General features: G+C 71.9%; 19 protein-coding genes. 8 read left to right on the top strand and 11 right to left on the bottom strand.

Translation table 11 applies throughout. The features are described from left to right. The first annotated feature begins 48 nt into the window (after positions 1-48). From moaA to F9C41_RS21920, 5 genes are all read left to right on the top strand, one after another. A complete protein-coding gene (moaA, locus tag F9C41_RS21940) occupies positions 49-1,029 on the top strand; it encodes a GTP 3',8-cyclase MoaA (RefSeq protein ID WP_230689889.1) in 981 nt (326 codons plus the stop codon). After that, positions 1,026-1,274 (top strand): MoaD/ThiS family protein, encoded by a 249-nt coding sequence (locus F9C41_RS21935; RefSeq protein ID WP_120317671.1) that lies wholly within the window; start codon positions 1,026-1,028, stop codon positions 1,272-1,274. The genes moaA and F9C41_RS21935 overlap by 4 nt, the downstream gene beginning before the upstream one ends. A gap of 31 nt (positions 1,275-1,305) precedes the next feature. Then, positions 1,306-2,658 (top strand): metallophosphoesterase, encoded by a 1,353-nt coding sequence (locus F9C41_RS21930; RefSeq protein WP_155388811.1) that lies wholly within the window; start codon positions 1,306-1,308, stop codon positions 2,656-2,658. 65 nt (positions 2,659-2,723) lie between these two features. Beyond that, the gene (locus F9C41_RS21925; RefSeq protein WP_230689855.1) at positions 2,724-5,762 is read left to right on the top strand and encodes a UvrD-helicase domain-containing protein; all 3,039 of its coding nucleotides are present in this window, start codon (positions 2,724-2,726) and stop codon (positions 5,760-5,762) included. Positions 5,763-5,876: 114 nt separating this feature from the next. After that, a complete protein-coding gene (locus F9C41_RS21920) occupies positions 5,877-6,485 on the top strand; it encodes a response regulator transcription factor (RefSeq protein WP_230689887.1) in 609 nt (202 codons plus the stop codon). 16 nt (positions 6,486-6,501) lie between these two features. Here F9C41_RS21920 and F9C41_RS21915 read toward each other — a convergent pair whose 3' ends face one another. From F9C41_RS21915 to F9C41_RS21875, 9 genes are all read right to left on the bottom strand, one after another. Next, the gene (locus tag F9C41_RS21915; RefSeq protein WP_155388700.1) at positions 6,502-7,422 is read right to left on the bottom strand and encodes a type II secretion system F family protein; all 921 of its coding nucleotides are present in this window, start codon (positions 7,420-7,422) and stop codon (positions 6,502-6,504) included. A 2-nt stretch (positions 7,423-7,424) separates the two neighbouring features. Further along, positions 7,425-9,326 carry a VWA domain-containing protein gene (locus tag F9C41_RS21910; protein ID WP_155388699.1) on the bottom strand — a complete coding sequence of 634 codons (1,902 nt, stop codon included), beginning with the start codon at positions 9,324-9,326 and terminating at the stop codon, positions 7,425-7,427. Then, positions 9,323-10,774 carry a CpaF family protein gene (locus F9C41_RS21905; RefSeq protein WP_155388698.1) on the bottom strand — a complete coding sequence of 484 codons (1,452 nt, stop codon included), beginning with the start codon at positions 10,772-10,774 and terminating at the stop codon, positions 9,323-9,325. The genes F9C41_RS21910 and F9C41_RS21905 overlap by 4 nt, the downstream gene beginning before the upstream one ends. Positions 10,775-10,778: 4 nt before the next feature. After that, positions 10,779-12,053: an AAA family ATPase gene (locus F9C41_RS21900; protein WP_155388697.1), complete on the bottom strand. Its 1,275-nt coding sequence runs from the start codon at positions 12,051-12,053 to the stop codon at positions 10,779-10,781. Positions 12,054-12,062: 9 nt separating this feature from the next. Next, a complete protein-coding gene (cpaB, locus tag F9C41_RS21895; protein ID WP_155388696.1) occupies positions 12,063-12,830 on the bottom strand; it encodes a Flp pilus assembly protein CpaB in 768 nt (255 codons plus the stop codon). Positions 12,831-12,848: 18 nt separating this feature from the next. Then, positions 12,849-14,069, bottom strand: coding sequence for a pilus assembly protein TadG-related protein (locus F9C41_RS40775; RefSeq protein WP_230689854.1), 1,221 nt, complete (start codon positions 14,067-14,069; stop codon positions 12,849-12,851). A 2-nt stretch (positions 14,070-14,071) separates the two neighbouring features. Further along, complete coding sequence (locus tag F9C41_RS21885) at positions 14,072-14,479, bottom strand: TadE/TadG family type IV pilus assembly protein (RefSeq protein ID WP_155388695.1); 408 nt, start codon at positions 14,477-14,479, stop codon at positions 14,072-14,074. 69 nt (positions 14,480-14,548) lie between these two features. After that, complete coding sequence (locus F9C41_RS21880) at positions 14,549-14,722, bottom strand: Flp family type IVb pilin (RefSeq protein ID WP_155388694.1); 174 nt, start codon at positions 14,720-14,722, stop codon at positions 14,549-14,551. Between the two features lie 402 nt (positions 14,723-15,124). Then, positions 15,125-15,886 (bottom strand): prepilin peptidase, encoded by a 762-nt coding sequence (locus F9C41_RS21875; protein ID WP_155388693.1) that lies wholly within the window; start codon positions 15,884-15,886, stop codon positions 15,125-15,127. A gap of 54 nt (positions 15,887-15,940) precedes the next feature. Between F9C41_RS21875 and F9C41_RS21870 the strand changes: the two genes are divergently transcribed. The 3 genes from F9C41_RS21870 to F9C41_RS21860 all read left to right on the top strand — a co-directional run bounded on the left by F9C41_RS21870 (position 15,941) and on the right by F9C41_RS21860 (position 18,689). Beyond that, positions 15,941-16,420, top strand: coding sequence for an LppU/SCO3897 family protein (locus tag F9C41_RS21870; protein ID WP_155388692.1), 480 nt, complete (start codon positions 15,941-15,943; stop codon positions 16,418-16,420). Positions 16,421-16,430: 10 nt separating this feature from the next. Further along, positions 16,431-16,952, top strand: coding sequence for a DoxX family membrane protein (locus F9C41_RS21865; RefSeq protein ID WP_155388691.1), 522 nt, complete (start codon positions 16,431-16,433; stop codon positions 16,950-16,952). A 312-nt stretch (positions 16,953-17,264) separates the two neighbouring features. Then, on the top strand, positions 17,265-18,689 hold the full coding sequence (locus F9C41_RS21860) for a glycosyltransferase 87 family protein (RefSeq protein ID WP_155388690.1): 1,425 nt from the start codon (positions 17,265-17,267) through the stop codon (positions 18,687-18,689). Positions 18,690-18,754: 65 nt separating this feature from the next. On the opposite strand, the gene F9C41_RS21855 is transcribed toward F9C41_RS21860, so the two are convergent. Both F9C41_RS21855 and F9C41_RS21850 read right to left on the bottom strand, forming a co-directional pair. Further along, positions 18,755-19,177 carry a molybdenum cofactor biosynthesis protein MoaE gene (locus tag F9C41_RS21855; protein WP_155388689.1) on the bottom strand — a complete coding sequence of 141 codons (423 nt, stop codon included), beginning with the start codon at positions 19,175-19,177 and terminating at the stop codon, positions 18,755-18,757. Continuing rightward, positions 19,174-20,361, bottom strand: coding sequence for a molybdopterin molybdotransferase MoeA (locus F9C41_RS21850; protein WP_155388688.1), 1,188 nt, complete (start codon positions 20,359-20,361; stop codon positions 19,174-19,176). The genes F9C41_RS21855 and F9C41_RS21850 overlap by 4 nt, the downstream gene beginning before the upstream one ends. Positions 20,362-20,418: the final 57 nt, after the last annotated feature.

Genomic DNA, 20,418 nt, shown 5'->3' with positions numbered 1-20,418 from the left:
ATTGCGACGCGATAGGTTCGTGGGGTGACCTCTGCCCAGGCTGGCCTGATCGACCGGTACGGACGCCGTGCTGTGGATCTGCGGGTCTCTCTGACGGACCGCTGCAATCTGCGCTGTTCGTACTGTATGCCCCCGGAAGGGCTGCCCTGGCTGCCCAAGCAGGAGATCCTCACCGACGACGAGGTGCTGCGGCTGATCACCGTCGCGGTGACCCGGCTGGGCGTCGAGGAGGTGCGCTTCACCGGCGGCGAACCGCTGCTGCGCCCCGGCATCGTCGGCATCGTCGCGGGCAGCGCCGCGCTGACCCCGCGCCCGAAGCTGTCCGTCACCACCAACGGCATCGGGCTGGCCCGGCTGGCCGTGCCACTGCGCGACGCCGGGCTGGACCGGGTCAACGTCTCGCTGGACACCATCGACCCCGAGCGGTTCGCCGCGATCGCGCTGCGCCGCCGCTTCGACGAGGTGATCGACGGGCTGTCCGCGGCCGCCGCGGCCGGGCTGACCCCGGTGAAGCTCAACACGGTGCTGCTGCGCGGGATCAACGACGACGAGGGGCCGGCACTGCTGCGCTTCGCCCTGGCACACGGCTACGAGCTGCGCTTCATCGAGCAGATGCCGCTCGACGCCCAGCACGGCTGGAGCCGTGAGCAGATGATCACCGCCGCGGAGATCCTGGCGTCGCTGGAGGCCGAGTTCGACCTCAGCCCCGACCCGGCCGAGCGGGCCGGCGCCCCGGCGGAGACCTGGCTGGTGAACGGCGGCCCGGCGAAGGTCGGCGTGATCGGCTCGGTGACCCGGCCGTTCTGCGGCGACTGCGACCGGACCCGGCTCACCGCCGACGGCCAGGTGCGCAACTGCCTGTTCGCGACCGGGGAGACCGATCTGCGCGGACTGCTGCGCGGTGGGGCCGATGATGAGGACATCGCCGCGCGCTGGCGCGAGGCGATGTGGGGCAAGCTGCCCGGCCACGGCATCGACGATCCGTCGTTCCTCCAGCCGGAGCGCCCGATGTCCGCTATCGGAGGATGACTGTGCTGACGATCCGCTACTTCGCCGGAGCGCGTGCTGCCGCCGGGGTCACCGAGGAGCAGCTGCCCGCCGGGCAGGACCTGACACAGCTGATCAAGGAACTCGGCGCGGCGCACGGGGACGCCCTGAGCCGGGTGCTGCTTTCAGCCAGCTTTCTGGTTGACGGGCTAGCCTGGCACGACCGCCGTGCGCCGCTTCCGTCCGGCGCGACCGTGGACGTGCTCCCGCCCTTCGCCGGCGGCTGAAAGGAAAACCCCCGTGGTGCTGCAAGCGCTGATGTTCTTCAGCATCGTGCTGATCGTCGTCGGCCCGATCCACTGGTACCTGTACAAACGCCTGGTCAAGGACACGACCACGACGAAACGCGGCCGCCGGATCGGCGCCGTGGCGATCATCGCGCTGGCGGTGGCGCTGCTGGCCGCGTTCATCGTGCCGCGGGCGATCGGCGCGAAGGCGTCCTGGGTCATCCCGATGGTCGGCTACATGTGGCTGGCCGTCCTGTTCTACCTGATGGTCACGCTGCTGGTGCTGGAGATCCCCCGCGTGATCGCCAACCGCACCTGGGCCCGCCGCCCCGCCGCCCGAACCCCGGTCACGGCCGACTCCGTCGCCGCGACCGTCCCCGCCGCGGCGCCCGGCACCGGGTCGGGCGGGTCGCAGACCCTGCTCGCCGAGCCCGGCCTGCCCGCGGCGGCCGAGATCACCGGACCTGCCGGGCAGGTGGACGAAAGCGAGACCCCGAACGCCACGGGTGCCGGGCAAGTCGGTGGATCAAGCGCCGAGCCGACGCGCGGCGGGCCGGCCGACCCGAGCCGACGGCTGCTCATCGCGCGCAGTGCGGCGATCTTCGCCGGGCTGACCGCGACCGGCATCACCGCGTACGGCGTCAAGACCGCGCTCGGCGACCCGGTGCTCAAGCGGGTGCAGATCCCGCTGGCGAAGCTCCCCCGCAGCATGGACGGTTACAAGATCGCCCTGGTCAGCGACATCCACCTGGGCCCGCTGACCGGCATCGAGCACAGCCGCCGCATCGTCCGCTCGATCAACGGCATGAACGCCGATCTGATCGCCGTCGCGGGCGACATGGTCGACGGCACCGTCGCCGAGCTGGGCGACGAGGCCGCGCCGCTGGCCGAGCTGCGCTCGCGCGACGGCGCGTACTTCGTCACCGGCAACCACGAGTACTTCTCGGGGGCCGAGGAGTGGCTCGTCGAGGTCGAGCGCCTGGGCATGCGGCCGCTGCAGAACGAGCGGCTGGACATCCGCGGGCTGACCCTGGCCGGCGTCAACGACGTCAGCGGCGGCGACCTCGGCGAGGGCGGGCCCGACTTCGGCAAGGCGCTGGACGGCCGGGACCCGGGCAAGCCCGTGGTGCTGCTGGCGCACCAGCCGATCCAGGCGTTCGAGGCGGCGAAGCACGGCGTGGACCTGCAGCTGTCGGGGCACACGCACGGCGGCCAGATGGTCCCGTTCAACCTGATCGCGGCCCTGCAGCAGCCGGTCATCTCGGGCCTCGGCGAGGTCGACGGCACGCAGGTGTACGTCACCAACGGCGCCGGTTTCTGGGGCCCGCCGGTGCGGGTCGGCGCGCCGCCGGATATCACATTGGTCGAACTGCGCGCGATGTAGGTAACAACTCTCACTGACGCGCGTGGCGGGTGCCGCCGGACGGGCCGGGCGTGTCAGGATGCTGCGTGCCCCCCGTCTGGACTGCTGATCTGCATATCCACTCGCGGTACTCGCGTGCGTGCAGCAAGGACCTCGACCTGCCCACGTTGGCATGGTGGGCACGGCGCAAGGGCGTGGCCCTGCTCGGCACCGGCGACGTCACCCACCCCGCCTGGTTCGAGCACCTGCGCGAGCAGCTGCGCGAGGCCGAGCCCGGTCTGTTCCGGCTGTCGCCGGAGGTCGAGCGGGACGTCGCGCAGCGGCTGCCCGCGCGCCTGGCGGCGGGGGAGCCGGCCCGCTTCATGCTCAGCTCCGAGATCTCCACGATCTACAAGCGGGGCGACCGCACCCGCAAGGTGCACCATCTGATCTACCTGCCGGACCTCGACGCCGCGCAGCGCTTCCGCGACCGGCTGGGCCGGGTCGGCAACCTGGCCAGCGACGGCCGCCCGATCCTGGGCCTGGACTCCCGCGACCTGCTGGAGATCACCCTGGAGGCCAGCCCGGACGCGTACCTGGTGCCCGCGCACATCTGGACGCCGTGGTTCTCCGCGCTGGGCAGCAAGTCGGGCTTCGACGCGATCGCCGACTGCTACGCCGACCTCGCCGAGCACATCACCGCGGTGGAGACCGGCCTGTCCAGCGACCCGGCGATGAACCACCGGGTGTCCAGTCTCGACCGATACACCCTGGTCTCGAACTCGGACGCGCACTCGCCGCAGGCCCTGGCCCGGGAGGCGACCCGGTTCGACTGCGCGCTGGACTACTTCGCGCTGAAGGCGGCGCTGGCGGGCGCGCCCGGACTGGCCGGGACGATCGAGTTCTTCCCCGAGGAGGGCAAGTACCACGGGGACGGGCACCGCGACTGCGGCGTCAACTGGACCCCGGCCGAGTCCCGCGCGACCGGCGGCATCTGCCCGGTGTGCGAGCGGCCGCTGACCATCGGGGTACTGGCCCGGGTCGAGGCGCTGGCCGACCGGCCCGACGGCACGCCCGCGCCGAACGCCCGCCCGGTCACCCACCTGGTGCAGCTGCCGGAGATCGTCGGCGAGCTGGAGGGCGTCGGCCCGAAGACCCGCACCGTCGAAGGACGGGTGAACGGGCTGGTCGCGGCGCTGGGTTCGGAGCTGTCCATCCTCATGGAAGCGCCGCTGGACGAGGTCACGGCCGCGGGCGGTGAGCTGCTCGGCGAGGCGCTGCGGCGGCTGCGCGCCGGGCGGGTGCACCGGGTGCCCGGCTACGACGGCGAGTACGGCGTGATCCGGCTGTTCGAGCCGGGCGAGCTGCGCCCGCAGGACACCGCCGACACCCTGTTCGACCTGCCCGTCGCGCCGGTGACACCCGCGCCGCGCAAGGCTCGTGCGCCCAAGCAGGCCGCGAGCAAGCCGGCGGTACGCCGGACCAAGCCCGTCTCCGCTCCGCCGCTGCCGCCGGAGCCCTCGCCGCACGAGCCGTTCGAGCCGATGCTGGCCGGGATGGAGGAGGTCGGCACCGGGCTGCTGGACCGGCTCGACGCGATGCAGCGCGTGGCCGCGTCCGCGCCGGGCGGGCCGCTGCTGATCGTCGCCGGTCCAGGCACGGGCAAGACCCGTACGCTGACCCACCGGCTGGCATACCTGTGCGCGGAGATGAACGTCTACCCCGAGGACTGCCTGGCCATCACGTTCACCCGGCGGGCCGCCGAGGAGCTGCGGCACCGGCTGCGCGGGCTGCTCGGCCCGGTCGCCGAGGACGTCACCGTCTCCACCTTCCACTCGCTGGCCCTGTCGCTGCTGCGCGAGCAGGAGCCCGACCTGGTCGTCGCGGACGAGCCGGGCGGCGAGGGTGTGCTGCTCGACGAGCTGATCCCGCGCCTGGTGGCGCTGCTGAAGGCGCAGCCGTCGCTGCAGGACAAGCTGCGCTCGCGCTGGCCGTGGGTGTTCGTCGACGAGTACCAGGACGTCGACCCCGACCAGTACGCGCTGCTGCGGCTGCTGGTGCCCAGCGACGGCAACCTGTGCGCGATCGGCGACCCGGACCAGGCGATCTACTCGTTCCGCGGCGCGGACGTCTCGTTCTTCCTGCAGTTCTCCCGCGACTTTGTGGACGCCCGCGTCGTACGGCTGACCCGCAACTACCGCTCGTCCGCGCCGATCCTGGCCGCCGCGGTGCAGGCGATCGCGCCCAGCTCGCTGGTGCCCGGCCGCCGCCTCGACCCGGCGAGGGTCGACCCGGAGGCGGCGCTGATCGGGCAGTACGCCGCGAGCAGCCCCGCCGACGAAGCCGCGTTCATCGCCCGCAAGGTCGACGAGCTGGTCGGCGGCGTGTCCCACCGGACGAAGGCCGACGTGCGCGGGGTGACCGGCACGACGGTGTCGTTCAACGACATCGCGGTGCTCTACCGCACCGACGCGCAGGCCGCCGCGATCGTGGACGCGCTGTCGCGGGCGGGCGTGCCGGTGCAGAAGCGCTCGCACGACCGGCTGCGCAGCCGGGCCGGGGTGAACACGCTGCTGGCCGAGCTGCGCCTGGCCACTGGGCTGACCGGCTCCGTCGCGGCCCGGCTGAAGCTGACCGCGAAGGTGCTCATCGAACGGCCCGCGCTGGGCGGCGGCTCACCCGAGCCGGACGAGGTGTGGGCCGCGGTGGACCTGCTCACGCCCCTCGCCCTGCGCTGCGGGCAGGACCTGCAGCGTTTCCTGGGCGAGGTCGCCACCGGCGCGGAGGTCGACGCGCTGGACCCGCGCGCGGAGGCGGTCACCCTGCTCACCCTGCACGCGGCCAAGGGCCTGGAGTTCCCGGTGGTGTTCCTGGCCGGGTGCGAGGACGGGCTGCTGCCGCTGCGTTTCCCCGGCACCGCGCCGACCGAGGCGGAGGTCGCCGAGGAGCGCCGGCTGTTCTTCGTCGGGCTGACCCGGGCGCAGCGGCGGCTCTACCTGAGCCACGCGGCGCGGCGGGTCCGCTACGGCAGCGAGCGGGACTGCCGGCCGACGCCGTTCCTCCACGCGGTCGATGCGGGACTGCTGGAACAGCTCGGCGACCTGACCCCACGACGGCCCCGCGACCAGCAACTTCGCCTGATCTGACGGATCGTGACACCCGAACGAACGAGTTCGGTGACGTGACAGTGACACCGGGAGCCCCGGCGGCGCTCAGTAGGACGGAAGCGTCCGCAGCGTCAGCAGGAGCACCCCTTGTCAGTGAAGCTGATCACGGTTGACCCCGTCACGCTGGTGCGGTTGGGGTACAGCGCCGCCTGCGCCACCTACACAGACATCGACCTGGTCGGTCAGGCCGTCACGGGTGAGGAGACCCGCGACCTGATCGGTGACCTCGAACCGCACGTGGTCACCATCGACGCGGCCGTCCCCGGCGAGGGCGGGCTGCAGCTGGCCGCCGAACTGCGCGCCGCGCGGCCGCAGCTTGGGGTGGTCCTCACCGGCCCCGCCGAGGACGGGCTGCTGCTGCAGGCGCTGCAGGCCGGGCTGTCGGCATACCTGCCGCGCTCCGCGCCGGTCGAGCTGCTGATGTCGGCGGTGCGGCACGCGGCGGTGGCCCCGGCCTCGTTCACCGCGCCCAACCTCGCCGAGGCGATGGCCCGCCGCCGGACCCGGTCGACCGCGCTCAGCCCGCGCGAGGAGCAGATCCTGCAGCAGCTGAACACCGGTGGCAGCCTGGCCGCGATCGCGGTGCGCATGCGGCTGACCGAGTCCACGGTGCGCACCTACGTGGCACGCCTCTACGACAAGCTGGGCGTGCACAACCGGACCCAGGCCCTGCAGGCCGCGGCCCGGTTGTACCTCATCTAGCCCGGACCGGGCCGGGTCAGAAGGCGTCCATGATGCCGATGATGCCGGGCCCGAGGATGACGATGAACAGGGCAGGGAACAAGCAGAAGATCAGCGGGAAGAGCACCTTTACCGGCAGCTTGCGTGCTGTCTCCTCGGCGAGCTGGCGGCGCTTGACCCGCATCTGCCGCGCCTGCTCCCGCAACACGCTCGCGATCGGGATGCCGAGCTCACCGGCCTGGACGAGGGCCAGGGTGACGGTCTTGAGCTCGCGGACCGTGGTCCGCGCCGCGAGCGCCCGCAACGCCTCGGACCGGCGCTGGCCCATCTGCATCTCCTGCAGCACCCGGGCGAACTCCCGGGACAGGGCACCGGGCATGGTGACGGCCACCTGCGCCAGCGCGGCGTCGAAGCCGAGTCCGGCCTCGACCGACAGCGTCAGCAGGTCCAGCCCGTCCGGAAGCCGGCGCCGGATCTCCTGCTGGCGGCGTACCCCCAGGTCGTAGACGACCAGGAACGGCGCCCAGAAGCCCAGGGCGGCCCCGCCGACCACCCACATCACGACGGCCCCCGGGCCGAAGTCCAGCGCCAGCGCGGCCGCCGCGCCCAGTGCGGCGAGGACGAGCAGGCCGAGGCCCTGCATCTCGACGATCCGCTCCGGCGGCCAGGCCACGGGGTTTCCGGCGTAGTCGAGCCAGTGCTGCAGCCGAGCGCCGGCGCCCCTGGGTGTCAGCAGCCGACCCAGGGCCGACATCTGCTGCGCCGCCGGCCGAAGCCGGTCACCGAGCTTCTCTTCGGCTGCCGCGGCGCTGCCCGGCGCGTAGACGGTGTCGATCGTCTCCAGCGCCTTGGCGACCCCGGCCCGGCCGATACTGGCCGACATCAGCGTGATCACCGCGAGCGTTATGGCGGCGAAGATGGCTCCGATGCCGACGTTGAGGATCAGCTGCACGCCCACGGTCACACCTCGATCTTGATCAAGCGGGACAGCCAGAAGCCGCCGGTCAGCAGCAGGAGGACACCCGTTGCCAGCATCACGATGCCGCGGGTGTCGGTGTAGAGGGGCCGGACGTACTCCCCCCGGCTGAGGAACATGAACGCACCGGCGCCGATCGGCAGCGCGAGCAGCACCCAGGCGCTGAGCCGCCCCTCGGCCGACAGCGAACGCACCTCGCGGTACAGCGCCTCGCGCTCCCGCATCGTTTCGACCGTCGTGCTCAACACCTCGGCCAGGTTGCCGCCGATGTCGCGCTGCACCCGGATCGCGACCACCGCCCAGGCCAGGTCCTTACTGCGCATGCGCACGGCAACCCGATCCAGGGCGTCCTCGATGTCGACGCCGAGGCGCGCCTCGCCCAGCGCGCGGCCGAATTCCGACGCGATCGGCTCGGGCAGCTCGCGGGCCATCGCGTCGATGGCCTGCGTCAGCGAGAAGCCGGACCGCAGTGAGCCGACGATCAGCTGGAGCGCCTCCGGCATCAGCTCGCGGAAAGCCTCGACCCGCTTCGTGGCGCGGTTGCGGTGGTAGAGCGAGGTGAACAGCCAGCCCACCAGCGGGCCGAGTACGACACCCGCCAGCGGTGCCAGCATCACGCCGATCAGCACCGCGGCCACCACACAGGCGAGCGCGCGCAGCAGCAGCCATTCGTGCGGCCGCAGCCGCATGCCCGCCCGGTCGAGCTGCGTCGCGAGCCGGCCCTCCACGTTCGCCGACTTCACCACCTGCTCTGACAGCGCCAGCGCGGCAGCGGTGACCTGGCTGGAGCCGTCGACCGGGGCGGCGGAGCGGCGAGGCGCGACGAACTGGTCCACCTGTGACAGGCGGCGTCGGCGGTCGGACGCGGAGAGCATCGGCCCCACCACGAGCAGGGCCGTGCCCAGCAGGCCGACGAAGACCACCGCGCCGATCACCAGCAGCCAGGTGTTGCCCGGCGCGCCGCCAGGCACACCGATCAGCGGCCCGACCGCGCGGGTGTCGACGGCGAAGGCGACCGGCACCTCGGTGCTCGCCCCGCCGGCCGCCACCGTCAGCCGCACCTGCTGCCCCGACAGCTCCGCCGGCACGGTCACCTGCACCAGCAGCTGCATCGAGAACGAGCCGGACGCCTCGGCGAAGGCCGCGCTGAGTGCGGTGGCGTCGGCCGCGGTGAACGCCCTGCCGCCGGTGGCGGTGGACAGCCCGGCGAGGATGCCCGCAGTCGTGTCCGGGGTTGAGAACGCGATCGTGTCGACCGCGACCGCCCCCGCCGACTGCCGGGCTGTCGCCAGCGTGTCCTTCGAGGCGGTGTCGGCGCCGTCGGAGAGCGCGACGATGCGCCGCTGTCCCCACTCACCCTTGTTCATCAGCCCGGCCGCCAGCCGTACGCCGTCGTAGAGGGCCGTCTCGCCCTTGGCCGCCAGCGCGTCGACCGCCCGGTTCGCGGCGGCGCGATCCTTCGTCGGCGCCAGCGCCACGGTCGCCGGTGCGCCTGCGGTCACCAGGCCGATCTCGACGTCGGCCGGGATCAACTCCAGGTAGCGCCGCGCGGCGGACCGGGCGGCGTCGATGGGACCGCCGGTCATGGAACCCGACGTGTCCAGCACCAGCACCACACCGCGCCGCGCCGCGGCGGTCTCCGCCGACGCGACCTGCTTCGACGTGGCCTCGAAAGTGCGGTCGCCGGCCTTGACCGCGACTTTGTCGAACGCGGTGCCGGCCGGCAGGTCCTGTGCCGACAGATAGAACTCCAGCAGCCCCGCCTCCTGGCGCAAGCCGGAGATGCTCAGCGCGGGATCCGCCGCCGCGGCGGGCGTGGCGGCCAGCCCGACCATCGTGGCGAAGACCGCGGCGGACAGCGCCCCGAAGCCGAATCGGCGCTTCACAGGCCCCTCCCGAAGAGTTCCGGCGCGATGACGATGCCCTGGTCGGCGAGCTGGTCCACGAACCTCGGACGCAGCCCGGTGCTGGTCAGCGCACCCTGATGGCGGCCGTACTGGTCCTGGCCGGCCCGGTAGTCGAAGGCGAACAGGTCCTGCATGGTGATGACGTCGCCCTCCATGCCGGTGACCTCGGTGATGTGCGTGATGCGGCGGGTGCCGTCGCGGAGCCGGGCAAGTTGCACGACCACGTCGACGGCGCTGGCGATCTGCTCGCGGATCGCCCGGACCGGCAGGTCCATGCCCGCCATCAGCACCATCGTCTCGAGACGGGCCAGCGAATCGCGGGGCGTGTTCGCGTGCACAGTGGTGAGCGAGCCGTCGTGGCCGGTGTTCATCGCCTGCAACATGTCCAGCGCGGCACCGTCGCGGACCTCGCCGACGACGATGCGGTCGGGCCGCATCCGGAGCGCGTTGCGGACCAGGTCGCGGATGGTGACCTCGCCGCGGCCCTCGATGTTCGGCGGGCGGTACTCCATCCGCAGCACGTGCTCCTGGGCCAGGCGCAGCTCGGCGGAGTCCTCGATGGTGATGATGCGCTCGTCGGCCGGCAGGAACGAGGAGATCACGTTGAGCAGGGTGGTCTTGCCGGTGCCGGTGCCGCCCGAGATCAGGATGTCGAGCCGGCCCTGCACGCAGGCGCGCAACACGTCGGCGACGCGGGCGCTCATGGTGCCGAATCTGACCAGGTCGTCGACCGTGTACGGGTCGGCGGCGAACTTGCGTACCGTCAGCGCGGCGCCGTCCAGCGCGATCGGCGGCACCACGGCGTTGACCCGGCTGCCGTCGGGCAGGCGCGCGTCGACCATGGGCGAGGACTCGTCGACGCGGCGGCCGACCCGGGACACGATTTTGTCGATCACCCGCCGCAGGTGCGCCTCGTCCATGAACGCCGCGTCCACCGCGTGGATGTGACCGAACCGCTCCACGTAGATGCGGTCCCAGGCGTTCACCATGATCTCGGTGACCTCCGGGTCGCGCAGCAGCGGCTCGATCGGCCCATGCCCCAGAATCTCGTCGAGGATCTGCCGGTATGCCGTCGAGCGGTCGCCGGCGGTGAGGTTCGCCTCCTCCTTCGACAGCACCTCGGGCAGCGCGTCGCGGACCCGCCGCTCCAGCTCGGCGTCGTCGGCGACGGTGTCGTAGAGCTGCGGCCCGAGCAGGTCCAGCAGCGCCTGGTGGGCGCGCTTGCGCACGCCTGCCAGCGGGTCGTACGCCCGCCGCGTGTTGCGGCGGCCGAACTGGATGCCGCTGACCGGCATGGCCGACACCGGCGCGGCATGCGAGGCCGAGGCACCGGAGGCCTCGTTGGCGCTGCCGATCCGCTCGCTGAGCACGCCGCCGCTGCTGCCGGCCGTGGTGGTGCGCTGTCCGAGACGATCCTGCAGGGACATCGGGTCAGCCCTTCTTCCGTGCGAACATCCCGCGCTTGGCGGGTGCGGCGGTGCCGAGGAATCGCTTGACAGCCAGGTCGCGGATAGCCGCACTGACCGCGTGCTGCGGCGCAGCCGCGGCCAGCGGCACGCCGCGGTTGGCGGACAGGGGCACGTCGCGGCTGCTGGGGATGAACCCGGCAATCGGCACCCGGATCACCTTCTCCACCTCGGCCATGGAGAGGCCCACCTTGGAGTCGGCCCGGTTCAGCACGACGGTGCGGGCCTCACGGCGGTAGTCGAGCAGGTCGAACATGTCGAGGGTGACCCGCAGGTTCTTCAGCGAGGGCAGCTCCGGCGTGGCGACCAGCACGTAGTGGTGTGTGGCGTCGAGCGCGGCCAGCATCTGCTCGGTGAACGCGCTGGCCGTGTCGATGACCACGAAGTCGTAGATGTCCCGGGCCAGATGGATGATCTCCGTGATGAGGTCGCGGGTCACCTCCTCGGCGATCGCCGGCTGCACCGGGGCCAGCAGCACGTCCACCTCCGCACCACCGTGTTGGTAGCGGGTGAGCAGGGTGCGCAACCCGGTCTCGTCGATCCGGTCGGCCACCGGGATCGCGTCGGCGATGGTCCGCTGGGGCGTCAACTGCATCATGATCGCCACGTCGCCGAAGGCGAGATCGAGGTCGATCAGGCATACCCGGCGGGGCCCTGACGCTTTGGTGCCCTGCGCCAGGGTGATCGCCAGGTTGGTGGCGACGGTGCTCTTGCCGCACCCGCCTTTGGCCGCAAAGACGGTGATGACCTGACTCTCAGCCGGCTCGCCCGGCCCCGCCGTCGGAGGCGGGGCGAGCGGGGCCGCCGGGGTCGCCGGGCCCGCCGGGGCGGCAGGGGCGGCAGGGGCCTTCTGGCTCGGCACTGCGGCGCGGCCGGTGGGTCGACTGAGCAGCTGCCGGGACAGATCCCGGGACCGCGCTGTCGCGGCCAGCACCGCCGCATGATCTGAAGGATCGACCACTTCACGCACACCCGCCTTCAGAGCATCGGCCAGCACGGTGACGTCGAGGGAGGACCGCAGCAGCAGGACCCCGAGTTCGGGACGCCGCAGCCGGCACTGGTCCGCGAAGGCGAACGCCTCCTCCAGCGGCGCGCTCGGCCCGAACAGGACCAGCTGCTCGGCGCGGTCGGAGTTGACCTTCTCCAGCAGCTCCGCAGCGGTCGGGACGGCCACCGCCTCGCCCAGCAGGAAGGTCAGATGCTGGGCGAGGCCGTGCTCGCGTTCGTAGATGATCGTCATTGAGGGCTCTCAGCGCAGGATGGTGCGGTTGTCCACGGCGGTGCCGGGCAGCGTGCGGGTCTCCGACGAGTCGGTCAGCAGGGCCAGGTAGAGCTCCGCGATCCGTACCGAGTGGATCAGCTTCTCGGCCTGCTCCTGAGTGACCGCGACGGTCACCAGCAGGGTCACCTTGCCGGCCTCGGCCGGGGCGTCGTTGCGCTGCGCGGACGTGACACCGTCGTCGCCGTACGCACCGACGGCCAGCACCTCGACGCGGGGCAGCAGCAGCTTGGTGCCCTTGTTGTTCTCCCCGACGACCTTCTTGTAGGGATCGTCCACCAGCGTGTACGTGCTGAAGACGGCGATCTGCGAACCCGGCCGGACAAACCCGCCGACCTCTTCCTCAACCGCCATCTTCAGGCTGACGGCCATCATCTTCTCCGGCACCGCGATGCCGCCGGAGAGCGTGGTCGGCGCGCCGAACATGCCTTTGAGCAGCAACTGACGTGGCTGGACGTCGTGGGTCAGCACCAGCTCGTCGAGCTCGGCGGGCAGGGCGGTCAGGCTGTCGGCAGGCAGCGCGCCGGCCGGCATCACGACCTCCTCGAGCAGCTCACGGGTTTTGATGGACGCGCCGCTGGTGCCCGCGGAGATGCGCTGCTTGGCCACCAGGACGGTCACCGCCGTCTGGCCGTCCGCCACCGAGCTGCGGGTCTTGCTGACATACAGGAGCACCGCGCCCGTCCCGATGACAGCCAGGACGATAGCGAGCACCACACCGAGAATGCGCCGGGTCATAGAGAGGTCCTTCGAGTATCAGCCGATGGTCTTGATGACGGTCGCCCCGAAGTTCGGCGTGGATCCGAACCCGCCGTCCCACGGCACGAGAGCGTTGGTGAAGTAGCCGAAGATGCAGTCTTCGCCGCTGTCACAGAGGGTGCTGGCGGCACGGCCGGTCAGGGTGGAATTTGCACTGTGGAGGCCGTTGGGCAGGTTGCCCCAACCCGTGACCACGAAGGCGGCGAAGCCTTCGATGCGGTACGAGCCGGTGTTGCCGGTGCCGGTGTTCTGGTTGTAGATCGGGATCGAGACCGGCTGGCCACTTGCCCGTGCGTCGCGCAGCGCCTGCTCGCACGCATGGGACACGTTCGCGCCGGGTTCGACCGTGTAGGAACCGGCCGCCGTCACGACGGTCTGGCAGAGACTCCGGTCCGGAGTGTCGGTCCAGCCGAAGCCGCCGGGCAGATCGCCACCGGACGGGCGCGCCTGGCAGGGATCAACCGGACCACCACCACCGCCGTTGCCGTTGCCACCGCCGTTGTTGCCACCACCGTTGCCGTTGCCGTTGCCACCGCCGTTGTTGCCACCGCCGCCGTTGTTTCCGCCCGCGTTTCCGGGGTCCTTGGTCTTCAGCACGACCTCGAACGAGGCGGCTGGGACGGCCGGCGGAGCCGGTGCGTACCCACCCGCGGTCCCGTCCGTCCACTCGCTCAGGCAGAAGGTCAGTGCGAGGCCGCCGCTCGGTGATCCCCAGCCGACCCGGGCACACGCTTCCACCGTGCTGCCGGAGTACCCGCCGGCCAGCGTCTGGGCGAAGCTGGGAGGCAGGATGAAGCTGCCGCTCGGCAGTCGCGTGTTCGTCCGGACCTCCACCCACGTGGCATTCGCGGGAGGCTGCCCCAGGCAGTCCGTGAGATTGCCCTGCCCCGCACCGGTACAGCTGGGCAGACGCGCGTCGGTGCCGCAGACATGGCGGACTCCGCTGGAGCCGTCACCGGCATTGTTGTTGGCATAGCCGGGTGCGGTGCCGGCCGCGGCACGGCATTCGCGATCACGGTCCGGGTCGTTCCGCTTCGCGCAGTCGAGCGCGACCGCCATGGCGGCGGCATCGGCCCCCGACTGGAGGTCCTCACGTTCGACGTAGAGCCTTCCCACGTCGACGACCAGGGCGGTCATGCCCAGCAGCACACCCCCGGCCAGCAGGATGGTGACGATCGTCGCCGCGGCGCCCCTGTCCCGGTCGGCCCCGGCGCGCAACTTCAGGAACGGCATGGCATGACTCCCGTCGCGCTCAGCTGCACCGTGCCGGGGCTAGGACCACGGCCGACGAGGGCTGCTATCGCGGATATCGGCGTGACGAAATTGAAGTTGTGGTCGACGCGCACCGTGGCGTCGGTGCCGGGGGCCGCATTGGCGCAGGGGGCGCTGCCGCCGGAGACGCTCACGGACACCGGGGTGGCGCCGAGCACGGTGGCGACTCGGGCCCGTGCGGCGGTGCTGGTGTTCAGGATCGTCGCGGCCCGCGCGCCCTCCCGGGCCGCTTCGGTGATCTTGATTTGGGTGCTCAGCATCCGCCCGAAGTCGATGATGCCGAAGACGAGCAGCAGGAGGATCGGCAGTACCAGTGCCATCTCCACCGCGGCTGCGCCGCGATCGCGCCTTGTCATCGCTGCCTCGTTACTCTTCGCGGGAGGTGACAGCAGGGCCGACGACGTGGTCGGCCCTGCTGCAGGGATTCAGATCGCGGCCGTGACGGCGTCGAAAGCCGCGTCGATGTCGACGCCGAGCGCCCGAACGGCGACGATGATGACCACCGCGATCAGGGACACGATCAGGGCGTACTCGACGGCGGTGGCGCCACGGTCCCGGTTGGCCCAGGCGGCCTGGGTCTTGGTGATGATCTTGCGCATGTGCGAGTGCACCCCCAGCTACGGCCGATCCGCATCCAGGCGGGCCGGTCCACGACGGATGCCGGCCGTGTGGCCGACGACTGGGAGCCTGCCCACTGAGCTACGCGCCGTCACTCCGTTGTCACGTCATGGTCATGACGCGATCAAGACGGCGGCGTTTGGCGTTCAGTTGGACACTCAACGTGATCGTGGTGCCGGCATCCGCCGGGCGGCGACGTACCCCACGTGACACGGATCGCATGATCGGGCGATGCGATAGGGCTTCGAAAAGGAGCGAAAGGGATACGCTCTCCGGCACGGTCGAGGTCGCGCCGGCTCACCATCGCCATCGGCCGGGCGGCACAGTCGGGTTGCCGACACCGCGGGCCGCGGTTCGTTCATCCGGATGAAACGGATGCCTGTTCAGGCTGCCGGGGGCAGCAGCAGTCCGATCGTCACGACGGCCAACAGGGCAGCGCCGAGCAGCGAAGGTCCCATCGGGAGCGACCCGCGCCAGCTGATCCGGCGCAGCACCAGCAGCACCACGGCGACGGCCCCGTTCAGCAGCAGGGCCAGCAGGCCGCCGAGCAGCACCGGGCCCCAGCCGTACCAGCCGAGCAGCAGGCCCAGCACCCCGGCGACCTTGGCGTCGCCGAGTCCGATCTGGCCGCCGGTCAGCAGCGCCATCAGGCCGAACCCGGCCAGCAGGGCGGCCCCGCCGCCGAGGGCGCGACCGTACGCCGCCCAGTTGCCGCCGGTCGCGGCCGCGAGCGCCAGCAGGCCCACGACGGCCACGGCCAGCCGCCACACGATGGGGTCGGGCAGCCGCTGCACGGCGAGGTCGATCGCGGCCAGCAGCACGCCGACCATGCTCAGCAGGAGGCCGGCGGCCAGCACCCAGCCCTGCCCGGCGAGGCTGGCCGCGGTCAGCCCGGCCGCGAGCGCCCCCACCGGCACGGTCCACCACAGGCTCGGCCCCTGGCGCACCCCGCAGGAGGCGCACCGGGCCGCGAACCGCCACCAGCCGGCGGGGCCGGCGGCGAACGGCGTGCCGCACTCGGCGCAGGCGACCAGCGCCGGTTCGCCCCACGCCACCGACAGCCGGTACGCCACCCGTGGAGTGAGTGCGCCGAACAGTGCCCCCACGGCTAATGACAACATCGTGACGGAGGAATCGAGGGCCATGGCGCGCACGGTACCTTGGCACGCATCCCGATCTCGTCCCCGCGGAGCACCGCTTTGCACACCCCTGACCGATACCCGTCCGAGCCCCTGGCACAGCCGACCGAGCTGCTGCCTATCGTGCAGCCACCACCCCGGCCGCGCATGGGCGGCCGAGGCCCAGCCATCATCGGCATCGCGCTGCTGGTGGCCTCCCTAGTGATCTTCGTCGGCGTGCTCGTCGCGCTGAAGATCGTGCCGAACCCGTTCGGCGCCGACGCTCCGCCGATCCCCGTCGCCACCGCGACCCCCTCCGGGCCGCCGCGCACCGCGCGGTTCGCCCAGCCCGGTGACTGCGTGGCCAACCAGGGCACGGAGAAGGACCCGGAGCTGGTGCTGACCGAATGCTCGCCCGGCGCGCTGGAGGTGCTGGCGCGGTTCGACGCGACCAGCGACACGGATGAGTGCGCCGCAGTGAAGGACTACCGCTACCACTACTTCTTCGACAGCGAGTTGGAGGGTTTGGATTTCGTCCTTTGCATGGGCGAACGTCCTTGATAATGGCGGTATGAGACCAGTACGAGGGGTCGCACGCGCCCTGCTCGGCGGACTGTTCATCGCGGCCGGGGCGCAGGCGCTGCTGAAGCCCGACCGGTACGCCGTCAAGGCGGAGCCCCTCGCGGAGCAGGTCGTGCCGCTGCTGGAGGCGGTCGACTCGCGCCTGCCCACGGAGACCAAGACGCTGGTCCGGGTCAACGCCGGGGTCCAGGTCGTAGCCGGCGCGATGCTGGCCACCGGCACCGCGCCCCGGCCCGCCGCGGCCCTGCTGGCCGGCACCCTCATCCCGGCCACGCTGGTCGGCCACCCGTTCTGGCGCATCGAGAACCCCGAGGTGCGCAACAACGAGATGGTGCACTTCGCCAAGAATCTCGGCCTGCTGGCCGGCCTGCTACTGGCAGCCGTCGACACCGCCGGGTCGCCCAGCCTCGGCTGGCGGGGCCGCAAGGCAGTGCACGACGCGCAGAAGTCCGCCCACAAGTCGCTGCGCAAGGCGCAACAGAAGGCGTCGACGCAGTTACATCTCGGGTGATGCGGGTAGCCGACCAGTGAGGTGCCCGGACATCGGCGTTTCTTCGTTCCCGTCTGTGCCGTTGCGCCATACAGAGAGTGCGTTTTCGCAGCCAGAGGTGATGATGTGACGCCAATCACCTGAACTTCGCAGGCAGCGTTAACCAGCTAGAAATGTCGCAAAGTCGTGTGGGATCGGACACGGTCGGGTAACACGGGAGGTACTGGAGTGGTGCGCCGTTCTAGGCTGCTCAGCAGACACGAACGGCCCGGCCGCGGATCATCGCTACGCGACGATGCCGAGACCCGACCCTTTGAAGGAGGTGGCGACGCCATGCCGGCACGCGGCGTGCGCAGTCTGCCCCGCCTCACCAGGAGCCCCCGATTCATCCGTGACTGGAGATCCCCGCAGTGGGATCGTCGCACGCTCGTCCGGGTCGGCATCGTCGCCGCCATCTGCTACGCCGCCTGGGTGACGGAGCAGAACTTCGGACGGTGGTACGACTTCTTCGACATGAAGATCTATCACGGCGCGGTGGAGTGGTGGAGCGGCGGCGGCGAGCTGTACGAGTTCATCGCGCCCGACACGACGCTCGGGTTCACATACCCGCCGTTCGCGGCACTGCTGATGCTGCCCATGGCGGCGCTGACACCCTCCGCCGCGGGACTGTTCAACATGGTCTTCGGCCTGGTCGCGCTGGGCATGGTGCTCGCCGCACTGCTGATCCCGGTCGCCGACCGGTGCGGCTGGCCGCGCTGGATGACCGTCGCGGTCGCGCTGCCGCTGTTCGCCGCGATCGAGCCGGTGCGCGAGACGCTCGGCTTCGGACAGGTGAACCTGCTGCTGTTCGCGCTGATCATGGCGGACCTGGTGGCGCTGCGCCGCGGCTGGCGCTGGGCCGGCATCGGGGTCGGCATCGCCATGGCGATCAAGCTGACGCCCGCGCTGTTCATCGTGTACTTCCTGGTCAGCAAGCAGTGGCGGGCCGCGCTCAGGGCCACGGTGTCCGGCCTGGCCGCCACCGCCGCCGCCTGGGTCATCGTCCCGCACGAGTCCGCCCTGTACTGGGGAAGCGTGATCTTCCAGACGGAGCGGGTCGGCGTCGCGGACATGACGCCCAACCAGTCCCTGGCCGGGCTGCTGTCGCGGCTGTACGACACCGCGACCGCACCCAGCCCGCTCTGGATCGCGTTCGCGCTGGTGCTGCTCGCGGTCGGGCTGACCCGTGCCGCCGCGGCCCACGCCGAGGGCGACGAGCTCATCGCGTTCACCCTGGTCGGCCTGACCGCGAACGTGGTCAGCCCGATCTCCTGGACCCACCACCTGGTCTGGGTCGTGCCGGCCGTCATCGCGCTCGCCGACCAGGCGCTGCGCCGCCGGGCGGCCGGTCGCGGGCTCGCGGCACGCGGGCGGTCCACCCCGGGCCTGCGGGAGCCGATCTGGTTCCCGGCGCTGGTCGGTGCGCGGCACGCGGGTGCGGCGATCGCGCTCTACCTGCTGTTCCTGATCTCGCCGATCTGGCCGTACGAGCACCAGGCTCCCGCGGTGTCGCACTACGCCGACGGGCTGTTCGGCATGCTGGCCGAGAACTCGCTGGCCATCGCGCTGATCGTGCTCGTCGCGGCCCTGCCGTCGCGGCCCGGCGCCGAGCCGGCGTTCGGCGGCACCACGCCCCAGCGCGTGCCCGCCGCCCGCCCGGCACCCCTGCCCACCCGGCGCGAGGAACCCGCCACCGCGGGCGCACCGACCGAGCGCTGACGCCGAACAGGGAAACCGCTGCTTCCGGGATCACGGAAGCGGCGGTTTCCCTGTTTTCGCTGGTGTCAGGGGCAGTTGACCCACTCGTCGGTGCCGTCGGTGAAGGTCTGGTGCTTCCAGATGGGCAGGCGCTGCTTGACGAGGTCGACCAGCCGCGCGCATGCGGTGAACGCCGCCGCGCGGTGCGCGGTGGAGACGGCGGCGGCGAGCGCGACGTCACCGATCTTCAGCGGGCCGTACCGGTGGGACACCGCCACCGCGTAGACGTCGGGGTCGTCGGCCAGTTCCTGGGCCACCTCGCGCAGCACCTCGGCCGCGCTGGGATGCGACTCGTAGGTGAGCGTGTCCACCGACCGGCCGTGATCGTGGTCGCGGACCACGCCCGCGAAGCTGACCACCGCCCCGGCCCGCGCGTCCGCCACCGCGGCCTCGTGCGCGGCCACGTCCAGCGGCGCGGTGGTGAGCTCGGCCAGCACGACCCGGTTCACGGGACCTCCACCAGTTCTACGGCGTCGCCGGCACGGCCGGTGGCGCCGGGCGGGATGACGGCGAACCCGCGGGCGCCGGCCAGGCCGCGCAGCATCGCCGAGCCCACGTGGGACACCGGCCGGGCGAGCCCGTCGACGGGATCGATCCGGACCAGCGCGAGATGGGTGTAGTCGCCGCGGCCGGGCACCGGCTCGCCGAGGGTGACCCGCGGCGATGCCGGCTCGGGCCGGCCGGCCAGGCCCGCCAGCAGCGGGACGACCAGCGACACCAGCGCCACCACGGCCGACTGGGGGTTGCCGGGCAGCCCGGCGACGAAACGGGTCCGCCCGCCGTGCGGCACCGCGGCGATCAGCATCGGGAAGCCGGGGCGCACCGCCACCGTGTTGACGACGTACGACGCGCCCAGCTCGGCCAGGGCCGGATGCAGGTGGTCGACGGGGCCGTGCATGGTGCCGCCGGTGGTGCAGATCAGATCGACGCCGCTCTCCAGCGCCGCCCGCACCCCGGCGACGTGCGCGTCCAGGGTGTCCTTGATCGGTGCGGTGGCGGGCTCGCAGGCCACGCCCAGCCGCCGCAGGTAGGCCGGGATGGACGGGCCCAGCGCGTCGCGGATGCGGCCGTCGGCGGGCGGCCCGGCGGTCAGCAGCTCGTCGCCGAAGACCAGCATCGCCGCCCGGGGCGCGGGGCGCACCGGCAGCGTGTCATGGCCGCAGGACGCGGCCAGGCCGATCACCGCCGGGGTGACCGGCGTGCCGGCGGGCAGCAGCGGCTCACCGGCGCGGGCCTCCTCGCCCGGCACCCGCCATTCCTGCTCGCTCTTCGGCGTGCCGTCGACCAGGTCGCCGCTGCGGGTGGAGTGCTCGACCCGCAGGATCGCCTCCGTGCCCTCGGGCACCATGGCCCCGGTGGCGATCTCGACGGCGACGCCGTCGCCGGACAGCGGCGCGGGCACGCTGCCGGCCAGCACCCGGCCGGTGATGCGCCACGGGCCGCGGCCGCGCAGCGCCCAGCCGTCGACGCTCGACGTGGGGAAGGCGGGCAGATCGCTGCGCGGCGCCAGCGCGGTGGCCAGGGTAAGCCCGTCGGCCTCGGCCAATGGCACGGTGACCGGTGCGAGCTGTGCCCGCCAGCCCGCGGCGTGCACCGCGCGGCGGGCCGAGACCCAGTCCTCAGGAGCGGTCATGCTCCCTCCCCGCTTTGCTCATCGTCCACTTGACCTGGCCCTACTCGTTCGTTCGTC

It is taken from the genome of Catellatospora paridis, assembly GCF_009720365.1.
GTDB lineage: Bacteria > Actinomycetota > Actinomycetes > Mycobacteriales > Micromonosporaceae > Catellatospora > Catellatospora paridis.
The sequence above is the reverse complement of the archived record's forward strand: the minus strand, read 5'-3'. Positions and strand labels throughout refer to the sequence as shown.

Coding starts and splice junctions, on each gene's coding strand:
- F9C41_RS21900 (WP_155388697.1), bottom strand. CDS start 12,053: ATGACGATCATCTACGAACGCGAGCACGGCCTCGCCCAGCATCTGACC.
- F9C41_RS21905 (WP_155388698.1), bottom strand. CDS start 10,774: ATGTCCCTGCAGGATCGTCTCGGACAGCGCACCACCACGGCCGGCAGC.
- cpaB (WP_155388696.1), bottom strand. CDS start 12,830: ATGACCCGGCGCATTCTCGGTGTGGTGCTCGCTATCGTCCTGGCTGTC.
- F9C41_RS21865 (WP_155388691.1), top strand. CDS start 16,431: ATGAGACCAGTACGAGGGGTCGCACGCGCCCTGCTCGGCGGACTGTTC.
- F9C41_RS21885 (WP_155388695.1), bottom strand. CDS start 14,479: ATGACAAGGCGCGATCGCGGCGCAGCCGCGGTGGAGATGGCACTGGTA.
- F9C41_RS21860 (WP_155388690.1), top strand. CDS start 17,265: ATGCCGGCACGCGGCGTGCGCAGTCTGCCCCGCCTCACCAGGAGCCCC.
- F9C41_RS21875 (WP_155388693.1), bottom strand. CDS start 15,886: ATGGCCCTCGATTCCTCCGTCACGATGTTGTCATTAGCCGTGGGGGCA.
- F9C41_RS21935 (WP_120317671.1), top strand. CDS start 1,026: ATGACTGTGCTGACGATCCGCTACTTCGCCGGAGCGCGTGCTGCCGCC.
- F9C41_RS21850 (WP_155388688.1), bottom strand. CDS start 20,361: ATGACCGCTCCTGAGGACTGGGTCTCGGCCCGCCGCGCGGTGCACGCC.
- F9C41_RS21930 (WP_155388811.1), top strand. CDS start 1,306: ATGTTCTTCAGCATCGTGCTGATCGTCGTCGGCCCGATCCACTGGTAC.
- F9C41_RS21880 (WP_155388694.1), bottom strand. CDS start 14,722: ATGCGCAAGATCATCACCAAGACCCAGGCCGCCTGGGCCAACCGGGAC.